The sequence below is a fragment of the Dechloromonas denitrificans genome (assembly GCF_020510685.1).
GTDB lineage: Bacteria > Pseudomonadota > Gammaproteobacteria > Burkholderiales > Rhodocyclaceae > Azonexus > Azonexus denitrificans_A.
The window spans coordinates 1,442,798-1,461,152 of record NZ_CP075185.1 but is presented as its reverse complement, the minus strand read 5'-3'; the positions used below and the strand labels follow the sequence as shown (position 1 = coordinate 1,461,152).

Genomic DNA, 18,355 nt, shown 5'->3' with positions numbered 1-18,355 from the left:
AGCTGCCTTAAACCGCCCGCCAATGGCAGTTGACCGTATGGGTCGCTGAAACGTCGCTGCTTTCCGGGTAGCTCTCGCGACAGACCGCCATGACGTGCGGACAGCGCGGATGAAAGTGGCAGCCCGACGGCGGATTGGCCGGCGACGGCGTCTCTCCCGGCAAACGGACGACCGCACTTTGGCCATCGAGGCGGGGCACCGGCACCGCCGACAGCAGCGCCTGAGTGTAAGGATGGCGCGGTGAGCGCAGCACTTCTTCCGCCCTGCCCCGTTCGACAATGCGGCCGAGATACATCACCGCCACATCGTGCGCCAGATATTCGACCACCGCGAAGTTATGGGTGATGAACAGGTAGGCGACGCCCAGTTCTTCCTGCAACTTCTTCAACAGATTGAGAATCTGCGCCTGCACCGAGACATCGAGCGCCGAGGTCGGCTCGTCGCAGATCAGCAGCTCCGGCTGCACGGCCAGGGCGCGGGCGATCGCGATGCGCTGACGCTGGCCGCCGGAAAACTCATGCGGATAACGCCCGGCTGCTTCGTCCGGCAGCCCGACCTGACTGAGCAAGGCGGACAGCGCTTCAGCCTGCGTCGCCCGGTCGGCGGTCAGAGCCAGCGCCGCCATCCCCTCGGCAATGATCTCGCCGACCCGCATCCGTGGATTGAGCGACGCGAACGGATCCTGGAACACCATCTGCATGTGCCGCCGGGCGGCGCGCAGGCGCTTCGGCTTCATGCCGACCAGCTCGCGGTTAGCGAGCTTGACGCTGCCGGCCGTCGGCTGGATCAGTTGCAACAAGGCCTTGCCGACCGTCGTCTTGCCGCAGCCGGATTCGCCGACCAGGGCCAGCGTGCGGCCGGCCGAGATGGCCAGCGACACGCCATCGACCGCCCGCACATGGCCGACCGTCCGTTGCAGCAGGCCACGGCGGATCGGAAAATGGACTTTCAAGGCATCGACTTCGAGGAATGGCCGGGCCGGTTCGATCTCCAACTCGCTGACAGCGTGGCGCGCCGGCCCTGCCTCGGCCGCCTCGCCGGTCCAGTGGCAACGGACGACATGGCCTTCACCGACCGCGCGCCAGGCGGGCGACTCGCTGCGACACTGCGCCATGACATGGGCGCAGCGGTCGGCAAAACGACAGCCGGCGGGCATGGCCGAAAGCACTGGCACCTGACCAGGAATCGTGGTCAGCCGCAAGCCGCGCCGCGACACTTCCGGCAAGGCGGCAAACAGCGCCTGGGTGTAGGGATGCCTCGGCCGGATGAAAAATTCCTGGCGGCTGGCCACCTCGACCAGTTCGCCGGCGTACATGACGCCGATGCGGTGCGCCATGCGGGCGACGACGCCGAGATCGTGGGTAATCAGCAGCATGCCCATGCCGCGCTCCGCCTGCAGGCCAGCCAGCAGGTCGAGGATCTGCGCCTGGACGGTAACGTCAAGGGCGGTGGTCGGTTCGTCGGCGATCAGCAGCTCCGGCTCGCCGGCTAGTGCGATGGCAATCATCACCCGTTGCTTCATGCCGCCCGAGAGCTGGAAGGGATATTCGCCGAGCCGCCGTTCCGGGTCGGCGATGCCGACCAGACGCAGCAATTCGAGCATCCGCCCGGTCGCCGCCTGGCCGACCAGTTGGCGATGGCGTTCGAGCACTTCGCCAATCTGCCGGCCGACGGTGAGCACCGGGTTCAGGCTGGTCGCCGGCTCCTGAAAGATCATCGCCATCCGGCCGCCGCGATAGGCGCGCATGTCGGCCTCCGGCAGGGTCAGCAAGGCCTCGCCATCGAGCCGGATGCTGCCGTCGAGAATGCGGCCGGCGGCCGGCAGCAGGCGCATGATGCCCTGCGCCGTGGCCGACTTGCCGCAGCCCGACTCGCCGAGCAGGGCAAAGGTTTCGCCTTTGGCAATGGCGAAGGAAATACCGTCCACCGCGGCAAAGGTCTGGCCATTGGCCATGAAGCCGAGACGGAGATTTTCGACCTGTAACATTTACGCCGCCCTCGGATCGAATGCATCGCGGATCGCGTCGGCGAACAGGTTGGCCGCCAGCACCAGCGTGAACATCGCGACGAAGGCCGCGGCCAGCGACCACCAGACGACCGGTTCGCGGCCCAGTTCCATGCGGGCGTTGTTGATCATCGTGCCGAAGCTGTTCATGTTTGGATCGACCCCGATGCCGACGTAAGAGAGTACCGCTTCGGCCAGCACCAGCCCGGAGAAATCCATGACCAGCGCGATGATCACGATGTGCATCAGGTTGGGCAGGATGTGACGGACGATGATCCGCCAGTTCGAGACACCGAAAGCCTGCGCCGCCTGGATGTATTCGAGTTCGCGCAGCTTCAGCGTTTCGCCGCGCAGCAGCCGGCACAATCCGGTCCAGCTGGTGATACCGAGGATGAAACAGAGCGCCAGCAGGCGCAGATCGGCGCGTTCGGCGGCGGTCGAGAACCATTGCGGGTGGGTGTCGATGACCACCTGCATCATCAGCACGGCAGCGGCGATCAGCAGCACGCCGGGAATCGAGTTGAGGACGGTATAGACGTACTGGATCAGGTCGTCGATCCAGCCGCGAAAATAGCCGGCGACGATGCCGAGCAGCACGGCCATCGGCAGCATCACCAGGGTCGTCACCAGGCCGATGATCAACCCGGTGCGCACGCTTTTCAGCACCTGATAGAGCACGTCCTGGCCGACCTTGTCGGTGCCGAAGACGTGATACTGACCGGCCAGCCAGAGCAGCGGCACGACAAGCAGCAGGATGAAGCCGAGCGCGATCAGCACGGCATTCCAGGCGAACGCCGTTTCGCCGCGCCAGATCTTGCGCCAGCCCGAACCGCCAGCCGCGCCGCGACCGGCGACGAGCGAAGCGATGCCGGCCAGGGCCAGCCAGCCAATGCAAGCGGCCAGCCCGGCCCGCAACGCGGTGAATCCGGCATCGGCCGCCACCTCGGCCTCGCGCTCGCCGAGATGGACGCCACCATGCTTCAGGCGCGGGTAGTCGCGGACCGTACCGCCGCCCGGCAGATCGATGCTTTCCTTGGCATAGAGGCGGGTGGCAAAGGGTTCGGAATAGGTTTTCTCATTGCGCAAACGCAGCGGCGCGGCAAGCGCATCGAGCACCGACAGCACTTCGATGGCGTAAGTGACTTTCTGCCCCGCCTCGCTGTTCATCTGCACCCGGTAGTGCAGCGAATCGAGCAGGCCGATCAGGACGAACGCCAGCAGCACGGTGGCCGAGGCCATGCCTACGCGGTTCGCGCCCAGCTTGCGCCATGACCGAATTAAGGCCTCATCCTTCGCCACGAGATGTGCAAGCCCCCATCCGGAGAAAACAAGCAACCAAACGAAGGCATCCGACCAGAGAATAACAATCTCAAACCGCATTACTGCAACCTTATTCTCGGATCGGCGATGGTATAGAAAATATCCGTCAACAATAGAGCGACGATGTAGAGGACGGCACCGATAAAAACCATCGAACGGACAACGGCGAAATCCTGCGAATTGATTGCATCGATCGTGTAACTGCCCAAGCCGGGAATTCCGAAGAAAGACTCCATGACCAATGCCCCCATGAAAAGCGTAGGGATTACAACAACCACCTGAGTGAGAATTGGGATCATCCCATTACGCAAGACATGGCGGAACAGGATGGCAGTTTCAGTAAGGCCTTTTGCCCTTGCCGTGCGCACATACTCTTTGGTGATTTCTTCCAGGAAGATAGTGCGATACCAGCGCGCACCTGAACCAATTCCCCCAATCACCCCGATCAGCACCGGCAGGATCAGGAAGCGCCAGGCCTCGAGCCCGGTGCCATAGCCGGAAATCGGCATCAGCCGCCAGATCTTGCTGATCAGGTACTGGCCGCCGATGATGTAGAAGAGGCCGGAAATCGACATCATCGCGACGCACAGCACGACGCCCCAGAAGTCGAAGGCGGTGGCGCGGAAGAAGGCCAGCGTCAGCGCGAAGCTGATCGAGACGAACAACCCGAGAATAAACGTGGGCAGCGCAATGGCCAGCGACGGACCCATCCGCGCCGAAATTTCCCGGGCGATGTCGCGGCCGTCCTCGGCGCGGCCGAAATCGCCGGCGAACATGCGCGCCGATTTCGCGAAGAACACGGTATCGGTGACAACCGCCAGCCCGCTGGCCGCCGGATTGATCATCAGCGGCTTGTCATAGCCGCGCTCGACTTTCCATTTCTCGATCGCCTCCGGCGTCACGCGCTTCACCCCGAGTTGCATGCGCGCCATGTCATCCGGCGTATTGACGACGAAGAACAGCGCGAAGGTGATCAGATTCACCCCGATCAGAATCGGGATGGCGTAGAGGAGGCGACGAACGATGTAGGCAAGCACAGACGGATTATGCCAAGAGCCGGCCCAGGATGAGCACAATCAGCGCAACAATCGCCGCAGCCCAGGCGGCCACGGCGTAATCCGAACGCAAGGGCGGCGGGGGCGACGCCTGCGGATCGCGCAAGGCGTCGGGAAAAATGCGCCGCGGCACCGGGATGATCTGCTGCTCGGCCGGGTCTTGCGGCAGCCGCGCCCGGTATTCGACACTGGTTTCCACCGGGTAATCGCCCCAGGCCCGACTGGAGGGAAATTGCGGCACGCGGACCAGCAAGATTTCGGCGACGTCCTCGGCCAGCAAATGCTCGAATGCCGTCAGTTGGCGGCCGGCGTGTCCGCTCGCCAGCTTCAGTAGATCGGCGGCCATTTCCTCGAAGGCGGCAGCCGGATAAAGCCGGGTCCGATCTTCCGTCAGATAATCGAAAATTGCCTTGCCCTTGCTCAGGCTTCGTTCCCGGAGCGTCCGCCAGGGCAGAGCGAACACCGCCTTGAGCCAGCTTTCGGCGCCTCTCGCCGGCACCCGCCAGCCAAGAATGCGCGATGTCGTCACACTGATGCCGGTGCAATTGGCACGGGCATGCTGATAAGCCAGCCGGTGCCGATAGAACTGCTCGTAAACGCGCGCCATCGCCGATTGCAGGTGCTGCGCCGTGCGTTCTTCCTTGAGCGTCGCCACCAGCATGTAGGACGGCCGATACCAGGCCTGGCCGCTGTTCAGGTCGGAGAGGTAATTGTCGAGCGGCACCGGCGCGGCGATGATGCCCTTCTCGCTTTCCGAATCCAGCGTGTAGAAGTTGTTCACCAGCCAGTCGTCGATTGCGCCCTGCTCGCCGATCCGCCCGGTCATCAGGGCGAAATGGCCGCTGTGCGCTTCATCGTCATCGCCCTGGGCGCCATTCAGCATCAAGCCGAGAACCGGCTGACCGGCCCGCGGCCCAGCTTGGCCAGGCCGCCGCCAGAGCGATTCGACGGCAAACGGGCTTTGCGCGCCGCCTCTGGGCTGCGCCCGCAACCACTGACACACGGCCGCCGACTCGGGAGCCTGCGCAGTGCTGACCGGTTTTTCCGGCAACCGGAAATCCTCGGGCCACACGGTGCGCGCCACAAAAGCATCTGTCGCAAGGCTTCCCCGGATTTTTACCGGGCGACCGCCGAAGAAGGCCAGGCTACTCGCGTCGAACCAGGATTTGTTGAGCGGCAACCTGGGGACCAGACGCCACGCCAGCGAGTCAGTCCCAACCGCGATCGACCGGCCATCCGCCGCCAGCACGGCGTGCTGCAGCACATCGGGCGCCCCGAGCCAGACCAGCGGCGGATGTTGCGGCGCCCCGCCGAGCGGATTCGCGTGATTCCAGGCCGCCAGATCGGCCCAGACCGGCAAATCGCCCTGAAGGCCGGCGGCGGACCAGCCGTTACGCGGCACGGCGATGGTCTCGTCCTGGAAATACCAGAGTATCTGGGGCGCCACCTCGCCATCCAGCGTACGGCCGGTGGCAATGACGAAGTGCTCGGCGGGAAAAATACCGTAATAAGGCATCAGGTCATTCTGGCCGATCCGGACCATTTGTGGGTTACAATGCGGCCCCTCAAAACAAAAAAGCCCGTGAAATCACGGGCTTATCTGTAATAGCTTTGGCGGAGAGGGTGCCCCCCAACATTGCGTTTCAGAGTGTCTCGAAAAGCCCAGAAAACCCTCTAAAACCTTCGCAAACACGGGGTTCTCGTAAAAATAGTTTCTTGTAGTGTCTCGATTGCCTCCGTAATATCTCACGCACCGTGATGGGACGGTTGATGGGACAGGAGGCAAGACCATGGCACTAACTGCACTGCAAGTGAAGAACGCCACTCCAGCAACCGGCAGAGACGGCAAGCCTACTACATCAATGATTTCCGATGGCAATGGCTTATACCTACGAGTTGCTATCAGTGGAAGCAAGTCCTGGATCTACCGATTCCAGCTCAATGGCAAGCGTCGGGATATGGGCATTGGCAACTTTGCCGATCATACTCTAGCAAATGCCCGTGAAGCGGTCGCCACGCTTGGCAAGCTAGTTCGCCAAGGGATCGATCCAATCGAGCACCGCAAAGCCCAACAGGAAGCACTGCAGCAAGCAGAAGCAGTAGCCAAGACCAAGGCTGTGACCTTCGCCGAAGCAGCGACTGCCTATATTGACAGTCGCAAGGCCGGATGGAAGAACGAAAAGCATATCGACCAATGGCGAAACACCCTGACAAGATACGGTGCGCCATTCAACAGCAAGCTGGTTGGCGATGTAACTATTGAGGATGTCGAAGCGGCCCTTCGCCCTATCTGGCTGGAGAAGACTGAAACCGCCACCCGCGTTCTTGCCCGGATAGTTAATGTACTTGGTTACGCCCACGACAAGGACTGGCGCGATGCTGACGATGCCGATGCATGGGGAACCCGTCTTCGCGAACGTCGCTTGCCCAAACTGCCAAAGAAGACCAAGCGGGTTCAACATCACCCCGCCCTACCCTTTGTGCAAACTCCGGCGTTCATGGCCGAACTTCGCAAGAGCATAGCAACCGGAAGCCGACTGTTGGAGTTCGCGATTCTCTGCGCTTCACGATCTGCAGAAGCCCGCGATGCTACATGGTTGGAAGTTGATCTAGGCGCAGCTCTTTGGGTCATCCCTGCCGAGCGCATTAAAACCGAGATTGAACACCGGGTGCCACTATCTACCCAAGCGGTTGCATTGCTGCGGGCATTGCCAGCGGGTAAACCTACCGACTACATTTTCCCTGGACAAAAAGATGAGAAGGCGCTGTCGGCAATGACCATGACAGCATTCATTCGTCGTCAGAACAAACGCGAATTGAAATGGAAGGATGAAAACGGCGAGGCAATCACGCAACACGGATTCCGCTCAACTCTCATGGATTGGGCAGCAGAGACAACCTCGTTTCCTGCCGCAGTTGCAGACATGGCTCTGGCCCATGTAATCAGCGACAAGGTCAGAGCTGCTTACCAGCGCGGAGACCTTTTCGAGAAGCGCCGCGCCATGATGCAGCAATGGGCGGATTACTGCGTTCCTGAAGTAACTCACCAGTAGTTTACAAATATGTCTTGATAGTTCTCGGTAAGGCACAGAAAGTGTGGTCAAATGACGGCACTGCCTGTCGATGGCAGTGCGTGACAAAGGGATGAAACAGGGATCAAGCTGTTTCCCGACTCGGTCTTCCTGACTGCCGATGAAGAATAGCGCGGAACGTATATCAGCGATTCCATCACACTTGCACCGATGAAGACAGTGTCCTAGACACGAGCACACAGAGCGCACCTTCACACCAACAGTTCTTCTTAGGAAGATGACCACCCCAAGCAATGGAGTGGTTTGCAAAGCCGTCACGCAATACGGCCACCAGGCAAAAAATAGCCCTCGTGGGAGTATCGAAAATGACGATTCAATCAAAAGTAGTTGGCACCAGCGAAATATATCGCTGCATGTGCAACATTAGCCGTGCAACGTTTTACCGAGTTGTAATGGTCGATCCAACTTTCCCCAAGCCGTTCAAAATTGGCCTTCGCAAAAATGCTTGGCTGCGTGCTGACATCGTGGCGTGGATCGATTCCCTTGCTGCGAGGGTTGCAGCATGATCGCCACTCAACCCACTTGTGAAGAAGCGGCTCTTAAAGAGTTTAATAGCCTTTATGCCGCATTGTTCGATGACGAGCCGATGCCTGACGATGGTCATTGCACCGGAACGTTGGCAACGTTCTACACTAACAAACAACTTGCCCCCGATACATGCACAGGGTGCGTGAAGCATCCAGCTTGTAATTCAACGCATGAAAACCACATGGACCGGATCACACGGTTCCTAGCGGATTGCTTCGGACACAAGCCGGTGCATCCGCGGGGACTCGCCGAACCCGTCAAATGCGAAACTTGCTTTGTTCGCAAAGATTGCATTGACGCTACGACGATCATACAGACCATCCAGGTTCAGTCTGTAGTTGCTTCCCCGACCACACCAAGAGCTAAAGCCACCCCCGAAGCTGTATGCCCAGTACAGGACGACAGAGGCTCCCCTGCGTTAGAGCCGGAAGTAGCTAATTTCATCACCGCTCAAGAACTCGCCCAGACCATCGAAAGGTTTCAGTCCAAGAGCAACGAGAACGTCACCGCGGCTCTTCAGGACATATCACAAGAAATCCGGCGCACCGGCAAGACCGAGTACAGCCACCCGCTACGAGTTCAGTTCGTGGCAGCCTCCATCGAACTGAACAATCGTGGAATCATGCCAGCGTTTCGCCCTGCTTGCCGCGCGACTGCACCAAAGAAAGGGGAAAGCTACCCAGCCGACGATACCAAGCTGGCGAATGACCTTCGCCTGATTGACGTGGACTATCTCTCCAAGCACCACCCGCACGGGCATGGCAGGATATTCAAAAACCTACTTAATGATGACGGCACCCTAGATAATAAGAAGGCTTGGGAATTTGTGACCACGCCCGGGAATGCCGAAAAGAAAGCCGAACTACTGATCCTGACGCCCATCGAAATAGCCGAACTATTCATCATCCGTGACAACAAGACGCGCCTTCGCTGGGAGCGCTTGCGAAAGCACCAGCGCTCGCACATGGGCATGATTCGCACCGCACTCAATGCTGGTCGCAAAGGCGGCACCGCCGATGAACACTGGCAGCTTTACGCCCTGTGCGTGATTCTGGATTGGAGCGTAAAGGCCATTACCGATGCCGCAACGAGAATGCCAGGGCTGACCATAAGTGAAAGAACCATCCGGCGCTCGATTCCGTGGCTGACGGAATCCGCCAAGTTACCACGTGGTGACGAATGACATCTTCCACCACCAGCCAAACTGGGAACACTCAGGTAGTTTTCTGCACTCCCGCAACCTCAACCTCAACTAGATGCCACCCAAATGCCAACCACTTGCCAACCAGATGCCAACCACTTGCCAACCACTTGTCAGCTAAATCGTTTCACAATATTGTTTTAATTGGGTTTTTTAAAGAACCGTGACCGTAAGAAAGTAAGAAAGTAAGGAAAGAGGAGAGAAGGAGAGAAGGAGAGAAGGAGAGAAGGAGAGCCAATTTTTCATCTTCTTTTTTCTTTTTTCTTCAGGAATTCAAGAGACGAAGCAAGGATTGCAACGACATCTACAGCTTGGTTTCAAATAAACGTTCGCGGAATCAAAAGCTGTTCGTCTTCAGAACTAATTAAATGGAAATTAAGTTCGCGGGAGCGAGGGCCTTTCTCTAGTTAAGGTCACTGCCGTGACCTTAACTGCAACGATAACTGTGACACTTTCACGCACATATGCCTCCAGGGCCGACATGGCGGGCCGCTGTGAGGTCGCAGTCGTCCCCGCCCCCCCCATCATCCGAAAATATCTTGCTGACGTTGTAGCGGACCTGTATTCGAGAGACGCCAGGCCAGTAATTCACGCTTTGGCCTTAAATGTGGCAGCGCGGTCTTCTCGTTGCTTCTGCCCCTTGGCAGGCGATCTCCATCGCCCGATGAAGCTGAGATTTCACAAAATCCAACGTCAGGATTTGCGGGACCATCTCTTCTACCCTTCCAACAAAAACTCGACCCTGTTTCCGACAGAAGCCCTCCACCCGATATCTCAGGTGAGGATGCTGCTGTCAGATGTACCCAATTCGGCTATAAACCCATATTATATTGACATCACAACTTGATGACCTAGACATGGCGAAGCAACCTATACGAGGATTTTCTAAGGAGGTCGAAGCCTTCGGGGTAAGCATCGTGTTCGTCATCGTCTTACCACTGGTACCTGTTTTCGCGGAGTACGTGATAAAGAATGACCTAGCATCTGCGACGGCGACGTTAGCGGCTTCGATGTATTCGCTAACAATTGGGACAAGTAGCAGAAACCCTCTGTTGCTGGCCCTTGGGGTTGTAGCCGGCTTGGCATTCGCAATGCTATTTGGCGCAGTACTTAATGCAGCTAATATTCCGAGTTACACCACGGTTGCTGCATTGATAACCATTGCAGCCTTCGCCTTGGTTCATGCTTGCGAACGATGGAATCGCCACGCAGTGGAAAAGAAATCTTTCTTGGGGTAACGAGTGATGGAAAAAGTACTCCTTCTCCTACCTATTCTTGCTGCAGGCGCAGCATTGACCGCCTGTGGTTTAGCAATATTTAATCTTTTCTCTGATCGATCGAAAGCACTCCACGTCAAGAAAGACCCCGGATTTGACTCCAAAACCACAGAAGCTAGACACCAGGAGGCTGCACTTGATGCGCGCTTTGAAAGAATTGCCTTGTCCGTTGATCATTCGTTAGAGGCGATCAGTACTATGGCCAGTCAAGCGGAGAAAGTGGCTTCGATAGTCGGCGTGATCAACGATATTTCCCAACAGACCAACCTCCTTGCACTTAGTGCGGCCATAGAGTGCGCGCATGCAGGGGAGCAAGGACGCGGGTTCGCAGTAGTGGCAGAAGAGGTCCGCAAGTTGGCCGAGCGCTCCTCCCAAAACGCACAAGGAATTAGCGTGATGCTCCAAACGCTGCGGCAGGCGGCCCACAGCGCGAAACATGAGATGGAACATGTTCGTGATCAGATCAAGGTTCCCGGCGATCTCAGCACCCAACCCAGATAACCACCAGCATCGCAATGAACTGAAGCCCAATCGGCGAAAGAGTTTTTTCCAACGTGCCCTAGTAAGGGTCTCGCTTTCGTGCAGTAGCACCCAACTAAATCTACAACCCCAATGAGCGCATTGGTCAAACCGTTGCCTGAACAGAGTGCCAATCTGAGATCTGCTTTCTGGTCCATTTCCACTTGTTAATGCCAGCAGCATCTCGTTCGCCAGCAGAGATTGAAAATACCGACTGTTTTCACCCGAATATGCGGTGATGGCTCCGATCTCCAGCGGTGATACCAAAAATTACCAAAAAAGTCGTAGAGAAGCGATGTGAGATACTATACTTAGGATGCTGTCTGATGATGACAGAACGCGATGGTAGTTTCCTGTGAGTAATTGTCTTGCTGGCGATGAAGCACGGGATAGCGTTTAGGGTATATCAATCCTAGCCAAAGCAACGATGAAGGTTGCGACGAGTCGCAAGCGCAAACAGCGCACCTTCACACCACGAGGTCTTCTTACGAAGACAGTTACTTGAAGCATTCTAGTAACTTGCAGCCGTCACGCAATACGGCACCACCAGCGCCCAAGAAAACCGCCCGTGGAGTATTGCGAGAACTGACTCATACCGAGTCTCGCATCGCCCCGTGCAAGCTGTGGAGTAGCGACAATGACGACTCAATCCCTTGTAGTAGGAACCAACGACATTCTTGGCATAACCAACATCAGCCATGCGACGTTTTACCGCGTCGTATTTAATAACCCAACCTTTCCGAGGCCCTTCAAGATTGGACTACGCAAAAACGCATGGATGCGTGCTGATATTGAAGCTTGGATATCTACCCGCGCCGCAGCGGTGACAGCATGATAGCCACTGAATCAATTTCAAAAGAAAAAGTCTTTGCCATGCTCGATCACATTCTTGCTAACAGCGAATTGCCAGCAGATGGCTAGTGCCCAGGAAAGCTAGAAGCGTGCTACACGAACAAGCGCCTGTCACCCGGAAAGTGAGCTGCGTGTCATCACTTTTCGTCTTGCGAAAATAACCACCGTAATCAATTGATTATTAACCAATCGCTCAACTTTCGACATTCACAATGCGACCCTAACGCCACCCTAACGCCACCGTAAATTGAGCTAAATCTAAGGCTTGGAGCTGGTAACGTTGCATTGTGTTTCAATCCTCTTCGCAAACACTTATACATGGTCAATACATAGCCATCGAAATAAGCGGGACCGTGAATTGATGTTTTGGTTGCGACAGTGATCCGTCATCTGGCAGATGAGTCGGCCAGTAGCCAGACACCGGCCGCAAGGCCCTGTGGTTCGTCGGACGGCTCCTCGGCCAATGCGGTCAGTGGGGTGCTTTGTCTCCAACGGCTGCAATGGGGCAGGTCAGCAGTCGTATGCTCTGATGTAGGGGTTGTAAGCCGGAACCCCAGAAATTTCCGTCACCCAAGATCAAGCCCCGCCACGAGAGCATCGAGGTCCTCAGGTTACGTTGCCAAGGCCATTGTGTGCTGCCTTACACCGCCTCCAGCGCGAGCAGCTCAGCCACCGTCTGCCTTCGTCGAATAAGCCGGGGCTCACCATTTTCCATCAGCACTTCGGCAATCAGCGGGCGCGCGTTGTAGTTCGATGACATGGAGGCGCCATACGCACCGGTGTCGTGCAACACCAGCAGATCTCCCACCTGCGCCTGCGGCAAGGAGCGGTGCAACACCACGCCACCGTCTCCCTGCGTAAACACATCTCCCGACTCGCACAGAGGTCCGGCAACCACCGTGTCAAACTGCAGGCCATTAACCGCTGTGCCATCAGAGTGGATCAACTCCATGCCGTGGTAGGCGCCGTATAGGACCGGGCGAACCAGATCACTGAAGCCGGCGTCCACCATCACAAAATGGTTGGCGCCCTGTTGCTTCGTGGCGCGTACCTCGGTGACCAGCACGCCGGACTCAGCCATTAAATAGCGGCCCGGTTCTATTTCCAGTTTCACTGGGTGCTCCAGCAGTTGTTCCACTGCATGGCGCACTGCATCCCATAATGAAAAGTAGTGCGCCGTATCAATCGTGGGTTCACCGGCCTGGTAGGGAACGGACAGACCGCCGCCCGCGGAGATGGCGTGCAGGTCCAAACCCTGCGCATTCACTACCTCTACCAGCTTCAGCATGGCACCGCACACTTCCTGCAAGTGCGCGTAGTCCACGCCTGAGCCGATGTGCATGTGCAGGCCCTGCAAGGCCAGGCCGTTGGACTGGATCTTTTCGCAGGCGCGTACTAGGTCGCCATGCCAGATGCCATGCTTGCTATGCTCGCCACCGGTATTTGTTTTCTTGGAATGGCCATGCCCGAAACCTGGGTTGATGCGTAGCCACACCGGGTGCCCTGGGTTGACCGCACCCAATTGGTCCAGCATGTCCATGGAGCCGCAGTTCACGGGAATATTGAGTTCCACCACGCGCGCAAGCGTAGCGCGGTCCAGCAGATCGGCCGTGAACACGATGTCTGCGTGCCCGTTGTGCAAGCCCGGCGTAAAACCACCAGCCAACGCGCGTTCGATTTCACCCAAAGACACCGAGTCCACCACTGCGCCCTGTCGCTTCATGAGGCGAAGGATGTGTGTATTGGAGTTGGCTTTCTGAGCGAAACGCACTACGTCAAACAACCGCAGAGCGGCAATCTGGCGCGTAATGGTGTCGGCATCATAGATCCACAGCGGGGTACCGAACTGCTGGGCCAAAGGAGCGATGGTAGCGGGAGTAAAAGGGTTCATGGGTGGATGATCCCCTTCATAGTTAATTCAATCAATGCTATTCTTATTGTGTAGCTATTCAATATTGATATGAATTTAACTCATCGCCAGCTGACGATTTTTCGCGCCATCATGCTGCACGGCAACTTGGGGCGTGCAGCTGACGCGTGCGCGTCAAGCCAGCCCACTTTGAGTCGCGAGCTGGGTCGTCTGGAGCAGTTACTGGGGTTTAACCTTTTTGACCGGGTGCGGGGCCGATTACGACCTACCGTGCGGGCACTTGCGCTGATGCAGGAAGTAGAACGCTCGTTTATAGGCTTGGAACAGATCGCAGCGCGCGCCAGCGAATTGCGCACGCAAGCGACAGGTCGCTTGCGCATTGCGTGTTTGCCGGCATTGGCCCATGCCTTGGTACCCCGCGCACTGGTATATCTCTCACATGCACATCCTGAACTAGGAGTCAGCGTGCATCCCTTAGAGTCGCCCTGGCTGGAGCAAGCCATGAGTGAACAGCGTTTTGACCTGGGACTGAGTGAAACCCAAGAGGCACCTGCTGGAGTTGCCTTGCAGCCCTTACTGAAAGTCAATGAAGTGGCTGTTTTGCCACGTGATCACAGCCTGTGCCGCAAGGCGCGACTGCAACCACGCGACTTTACAGGCGAGCGCTTCATCAGTCTCGCGGTTGGCGACCCGTATCGAACCGCCATTGATGCGATGTTCGAGGACGCTAAAGTACATCGCGCAACCCTGCTTGAAACCACGAGCGCAGTGGCCGTCTGCGCCATGGTGCGTCAGGGCCTGGGCGTTGCCATCGTAAACCCGCTCACCGCACTGGAACTCAGCGGACCGGACCTAGTAGTGCGGCCGCTTACCGTTGCCATCGGTTACCAGGTGAATATGCTTCTTCCGGACATCGCAGCTCCGCACCCCCTGCAGGGCGTTCTCGCAGACACCGTCCGCAAAGCCTGCGCCGCCTTGAACCACCATCACTCGCTATGAGTTCCATAGCTCACAGAATCGGATCGAGTCCTACCACCAGCTACGCGGGGCCATTGCCCAAGTTGGCGGCAAGAAAGAGCTGACCGGGCGCACCGACATCGAGATCGAAATCAGCAATCCTGTGGCAAGTTTTTGATCGGAGCAGTCGCCCAGCGCGGTAACTGGCTGAGTGCTGTTCGGCGGAGATCACATATCGCTATGACAAATTTATCGCAGGAAGGCCCAGTGAGCTACTTCTTGTCGTAATGCATATTCACCTGAACGCCTAGCAGCTTGCCGGCCGCCGAATCGTCCTTTAGGGTCAGAACGATGTTGTCGGTGAAGATGCGCTGGAAATCAGCCTCGGTGAATTCGGCTTCCATGCCAGATATGAAATCGGGATTGAGTGTCGCGATGTACTGACAACCCAATCTGGTAGTGACTTCATCAGCGAGTTTGAATAGCACAGCACGTTGCCGAACATCCATGTTGGCGAACAAACGGCTGTCGTGGAATACAAAGCCCACTTTGTGGCCCTGCTTCAGGGAAAGAATGGACAGGTCGTAGCAGAAGATTCTGACCTCGTTGATCCCGTCCGAACTGTCGTCCTCAATCTGCACGGCCAGGTCGAAGCGCGTCTTGTTGTCACCGTCGTTGTTGTTGACGGAGATGCCAGCGACCTTGTTCGGATAGAACCGCGCCACGTAATCCTTGAAGACGCCCGTGTGTTCGTCGCGCACTGCGCGAGTCTCTTCAAGGTACGTGTTGCTCGCGATCACTTCATCACTCATCTTTCCCTTGAGGACGGCTTCCTTGTTGCTGTATTCCCGGTCGATGTTTTGGTAGTCGCGCAGCTTCTGCGCCTGAGCGCTCAACTCGCCGATCTGATTGACCAGCGCCGTGTATTGGTCGAGCGCCTTGGCTTGGCCAAGCGTCTGGATGTGCTTGTCGAGAGCAGCCTGTTTTGCCCTGAGCGTGACTTCCAACTCCTTGAGTTGTTCCAACAGGCGCAGCTTCTCGCGGCTCAAGCGAGCAACGCGGTTGGTCAATAGACGCCTATGGAAGTCGGATAGGTCTTCTAGGCGCTTGAGCGATTCCGGTTTGAATGCCTGGGTCAGTTCCCCATACAAAGTCTGGAGTCTAGCCAGCGGGACATCCGGCTGCTCGTTGAGGCTCTTGTTGATGTTCTCAACGGCACTTCGGAAAAGGAATGTCGTGTTCGTGTCGTTGGCAATCTGCTCTGACAGTTCGTCGGCCGAATTTTGTAGGTCGAAGTAGTTCTCGGCTACGACGAATTTCTCTCGATCCTGTTCAAGTTTCTTGATCTGCGTCTCAAGGTGCCCGAGATGAATCGCCGCATTCTTGCCGCCGGAGTAGAAGTCCCGAAGGAGCTGATCCGTCTTGAAGTTGTTGCGCAGTTGCTGGACATGCACGAGTTCGTCGCGTAGTTCAGCCTTGCGAGCCACCAAATGAACCTCTAGGCCGAGCAGGAAGGCATTCCGAACCAACATGTCGTAATCACTGCGGTCGCTAGTTTCCAGTGGCTCTACGTACTCCTTTTGTCCTCGACGCATGAACTTGGGAAGTAGCGCCCGATACGTCAGGCTCTTCACGCCGTCCGGAATTGAAAACAGCCTATCCTCCATCCATACGTTAAACGCGGTGACGTTCTTTTCCACGTTGTCCAGCAGCATGATGTTCTGCTTGGATGTGTTGCGCGACACTGTGTGGTGCTGTCCCAGAAGCTCGAACTCAAGCGTGAATTCCCACTGGGGAATCTTGGCCTCGAACTCCCCGTTCTTACTGGATCCAAGGCAGAAGTGTAGCAACTCGACGATGAGCGACTTCCCGACGCCGTTGTAGGTCTGGCCCTCCCGAGTCTTCGATCCAACGATCAGTGTCAGGCCGCTCTCGTTGAACTTGACCGACTTGAAGCTTTCGCGATTGGCAGACAGGCAGATCAACCGCATCGACTTAACACCCCGTTGTGCTCGTCCTCTGTAAGCGCTCCGATTGCGTAGAGTGCGTCTACGGCCAGGACGAGATTTTCAAAGGAATGCGGGGCCGGGTACTTGCCGCTTTTTCGGTGTCGCCCAAACAGCACCCACAATTCGTCGATGCTACGGGGCTCGTCCAGCACTTCCAGGACGAAGCTTCCCAACCCAATCAACGATTCGGCGAAGCGGATATGCTTGTCCGGCATCAGCACGCGACTGGCTCCTCAAAGACATCGCAGGACTCGAAGAAGTAGGCGAGGATGACAAGAGCCGCGTCCTGAAGCTCCTTCTCAAAGCGCCTATCTTGTTTTGGCGGGGTCGGAGTGACTTCCTTGAGGATATAAAAAAGTCGCTGGTCTGCCAACGTGGCATCTCCGCCGCTGCCAGGGAAATCTATGGTCGCGCTCGCTTCATAGATGCCCTTTAATCGATTCCGCACTTCTTGCCGGGTAAAATTGCTGTTGGCTTTGAAATATTCCTCCAGCGTTCCGCATCGATAGTTGGCATTGCGCAACCATACCCCGGTAGCCACCAACTGGTTGAACGTGATCTTTTCCTCAAAGTCGGGATCGACGAGCGATTGGTTCAAAGATTGAGGCGTCGTGCTTTCTATGATGTGCGTCACGATCTCGTGTACCAAGTCGAGCTTGAGAACTTTGAGATCAGCCGGGTTCGGCGCGTACCCGACGACAGCGATGATCTGATCCTCCGGCAGCCCCAGCAGCACGTCCTCAAGGTGTTTTGCGAGAAACAGGCCGCATGCCGTTAGGCCATGGGCCTGCTTGAGCTTTTCGAGAGTGGCAATGGTCGTCGGGTAACCGCCCGGCGTTACGCGGTAGTGATCGTTCAAGACGAACCAGAATTCCTGCACACCATTGGGATATAGCGTCTTGTCGCCCCAGTAAGCCATGAGTCCAGCGAAGTCCTCATCCAGCTTCTTGATAGCCGAGGACTCATCGAATACCTCCGGAGAATAGACTTGGTAATATTGACCTGCTTGGGGATCGTGGCCGTCGTTCTTGCGGTCGCCGATATTCCCCTGGGGCTTGACCGGCTGGAAGTTGGGGTTGGCGTACCCCATGATTTCGGAGAAGAAGTTCTGAAACGCCATTCCTGCCAGCTTGGAAAGCCGGTTCTGGAACAACATCCGGTACTGTGCCTTCTGTTGCGGCGTCACGCTCCCCCTGTCTACCGTATGCCGGTGTGGAATTTACTTGGCATTCTACTTGATGCTTGCCCACCCCTCCTAGTACCTGTATTCACCCTATGCGCTAGGTGCCGCAGTCGGATTTAGTCATTCGTTATTTCAGTTTAAACCGGCATTGATGGCTGCTAACTATCCTGTGGCAGACAGATACTGTGCGATGCGCCAACGCCCGCATTATCTGACGAAAAGTCGTAGGTCGTCTGGCAGGTTTCGGAGTGGAGCAGCCTTTTGAACGCCCGTATCGAGGGCGTTCAAAAGGCTGGTTGTACTCAGTGATGCCCGTTCCGCATTTCGGCCATTCAAAATTCTAGGTTTTAGCGAATGTCGGCTTAAAGGCGCGCGTGCCAGCTCACCCAATCGGCCAGGAGCAGCCACTCAAGAAAACGCCGCATAGCCGACCTTGGCTCTGTCCGTATGATTCTTGATTGATAAGGAGACCCGCATAGGATAATCT

At 57.0% G+C, this 18,355-nt stretch carries 14 protein-coding genes and 1 pseudogene; 7 read left to right on the top strand and 8 right to left on the bottom strand.

Translation table 11 applies throughout. The annotated features are described in order from the left end of the window. Nucleotides 1–7: 7 nt before the first annotated feature. Genes KI611_RS06975 through KI611_RS06960 form a run of 4 tightly spaced genes read right to left on the bottom strand, consistent with a single transcriptional unit; the run spans nucleotide 8 to nucleotide 5,896 of the window. A complete protein-coding gene (locus KI611_RS06975) occupies nucleotides 8–1,987 on the bottom strand; it encodes an ABC transporter ATP-binding protein (protein ID WP_226419105.1) in 1,980 nt (659 codons plus the stop codon). Continuing rightward, entirely contained in the window at nucleotides 1,988–3,385 is a 1,398-nt protein-coding gene (locus KI611_RS06970) for an ABC transporter permease (protein ID WP_226419104.1), read from the bottom strand. Continuing rightward, nucleotides 3,385–4,362, bottom strand: a complete 978-nt coding sequence (locus tag KI611_RS06965) for an ABC transporter permease (protein ID WP_226419103.1) — start codon at nucleotides 4,360–4,362, stop codon at nucleotides 3,385–3,387. Before KI611_RS06965 ends, KI611_RS06970 begins: the two co-directional genes overlap by 1 nt. 7 nt (nucleotides 4,363–4,369) lie before the next feature. Then, on the bottom strand, nucleotides 4,370–5,896 hold the full coding sequence (locus KI611_RS06960; RefSeq protein WP_226419102.1) for a hypothetical protein: 1,527 nt from the start codon (nucleotides 5,894–5,896) through the stop codon (nucleotides 4,370–4,372). A gap of 274 nt (nucleotides 5,897–6,170) precedes the next feature. Between KI611_RS06960 and KI611_RS06955 the strand changes: the two genes are divergently transcribed. The 6 genes and pseudogenes from KI611_RS06955 to KI611_RS06930 all read left to right on the top strand — a co-directional run bounded on the left by KI611_RS06955 (nucleotide 6,171) and on the right by KI611_RS06930 (nucleotide 11,832). Then, nucleotides 6,171–7,433, top strand: a complete 1,263-nt coding sequence (locus KI611_RS06955; protein ID WP_226419101.1) for a tyrosine-type recombinase/integrase — start codon at nucleotides 6,171–6,173, stop codon at nucleotides 7,431–7,433. A gap of 344 nt (nucleotides 7,434–7,777) precedes the next feature. Further along, nucleotides 7,778–7,978: a helix-turn-helix transcriptional regulator gene (locus tag KI611_RS06950; RefSeq protein ID WP_226419100.1), complete on the top strand. Its 201-nt coding sequence runs from the start codon at nucleotides 7,778–7,780 to the stop codon at nucleotides 7,976–7,978. Then, a complete protein-coding gene (locus tag KI611_RS06945; RefSeq protein ID WP_226419099.1) occupies nucleotides 7,975–9,183 on the top strand; it encodes a hypothetical protein in 1,209 nt (402 codons plus the stop codon). Before KI611_RS06950 ends, KI611_RS06945 begins: the two co-directional genes overlap by 4 nt. Before the next feature lie 875 nt (nucleotides 9,184–10,058). Then, nucleotides 10,059–10,439 carry a hypothetical protein gene (locus KI611_RS06940; RefSeq protein ID WP_226419098.1) on the top strand — a complete coding sequence of 127 codons (381 nt, stop codon included), beginning with the start codon at nucleotides 10,059–10,061 and terminating at the stop codon, nucleotides 10,437–10,439. Nucleotides 10,440–10,703: 264 nt separating this feature from the next. After that, nucleotides 10,704–10,979: pseudogene (locus KI611_RS22165) on the top strand (methyl-accepting chemotaxis protein); the annotation flags it as partial. A 655-nt stretch (nucleotides 10,980–11,634) separates the two neighbouring features. Further along, complete coding sequence (locus KI611_RS06930; RefSeq protein ID WP_226419097.1) at nucleotides 11,635–11,832, top strand: helix-turn-helix transcriptional regulator; 198 nt, start codon at nucleotides 11,635–11,637, stop codon at nucleotides 11,830–11,832. Between the two features lie 657 nt (nucleotides 11,833–12,489). On the opposite strand, the gene lysA is transcribed toward KI611_RS06930, so the two are convergent. Beyond that, nucleotides 12,490–13,740 carry a diaminopimelate decarboxylase gene (lysA, locus tag KI611_RS06925; protein WP_226419096.1) on the bottom strand — a complete coding sequence of 417 codons (1,251 nt, stop codon included), beginning with the start codon at nucleotides 13,738–13,740 and terminating at the stop codon, nucleotides 12,490–12,492. Nucleotides 13,741–13,809: 69 nt separating this feature from the next. Here lysA and KI611_RS06920 point away from each other — a divergent pair, with 69 nt between their 5' ends. Then, nucleotides 13,810–14,718: a LysR family transcriptional regulator gene (locus KI611_RS06920; protein WP_226419095.1), complete on the top strand. Its 909-nt coding sequence runs from the start codon at nucleotides 13,810–13,812 to the stop codon at nucleotides 14,716–14,718. Nucleotides 14,719–14,948: 230 nt separating this feature from the next. On the opposite strand, the gene KI611_RS06915 is transcribed toward KI611_RS06920, so the two are convergent. Genes KI611_RS06915 through KI611_RS06905 form a run of 3 tightly spaced genes read right to left on the bottom strand, consistent with a single transcriptional unit; the run spans nucleotide 14,949 to nucleotide 17,871 of the window. Next, entirely contained in the window at nucleotides 14,949–16,667 is a 1,719-nt protein-coding gene (locus KI611_RS06915) for a DUF2326 domain-containing protein (RefSeq protein ID WP_226419094.1), read from the bottom strand. Then, nucleotides 16,658–16,900: an ABC-three component system middle component 6 gene (locus KI611_RS06910; RefSeq protein WP_319002338.1), complete on the bottom strand. Its 243-nt coding sequence runs from the start codon at nucleotides 16,898–16,900 to the stop codon at nucleotides 16,658–16,660. Before KI611_RS06910 ends, KI611_RS06915 begins: the two co-directional genes overlap by 10 nt. Continuing rightward, on the bottom strand, nucleotides 16,900–17,871 hold the full coding sequence (locus KI611_RS06905) for an ABC-three component system protein (RefSeq protein ID WP_226419092.1): 972 nt from the start codon (nucleotides 17,869–17,871) through the stop codon (nucleotides 16,900–16,902). The genes KI611_RS06910 and KI611_RS06905 overlap by 1 nt, the downstream gene beginning before the upstream one ends. Between the last annotated feature and the right edge of the window lie 484 nt (nucleotides 17,872–18,355).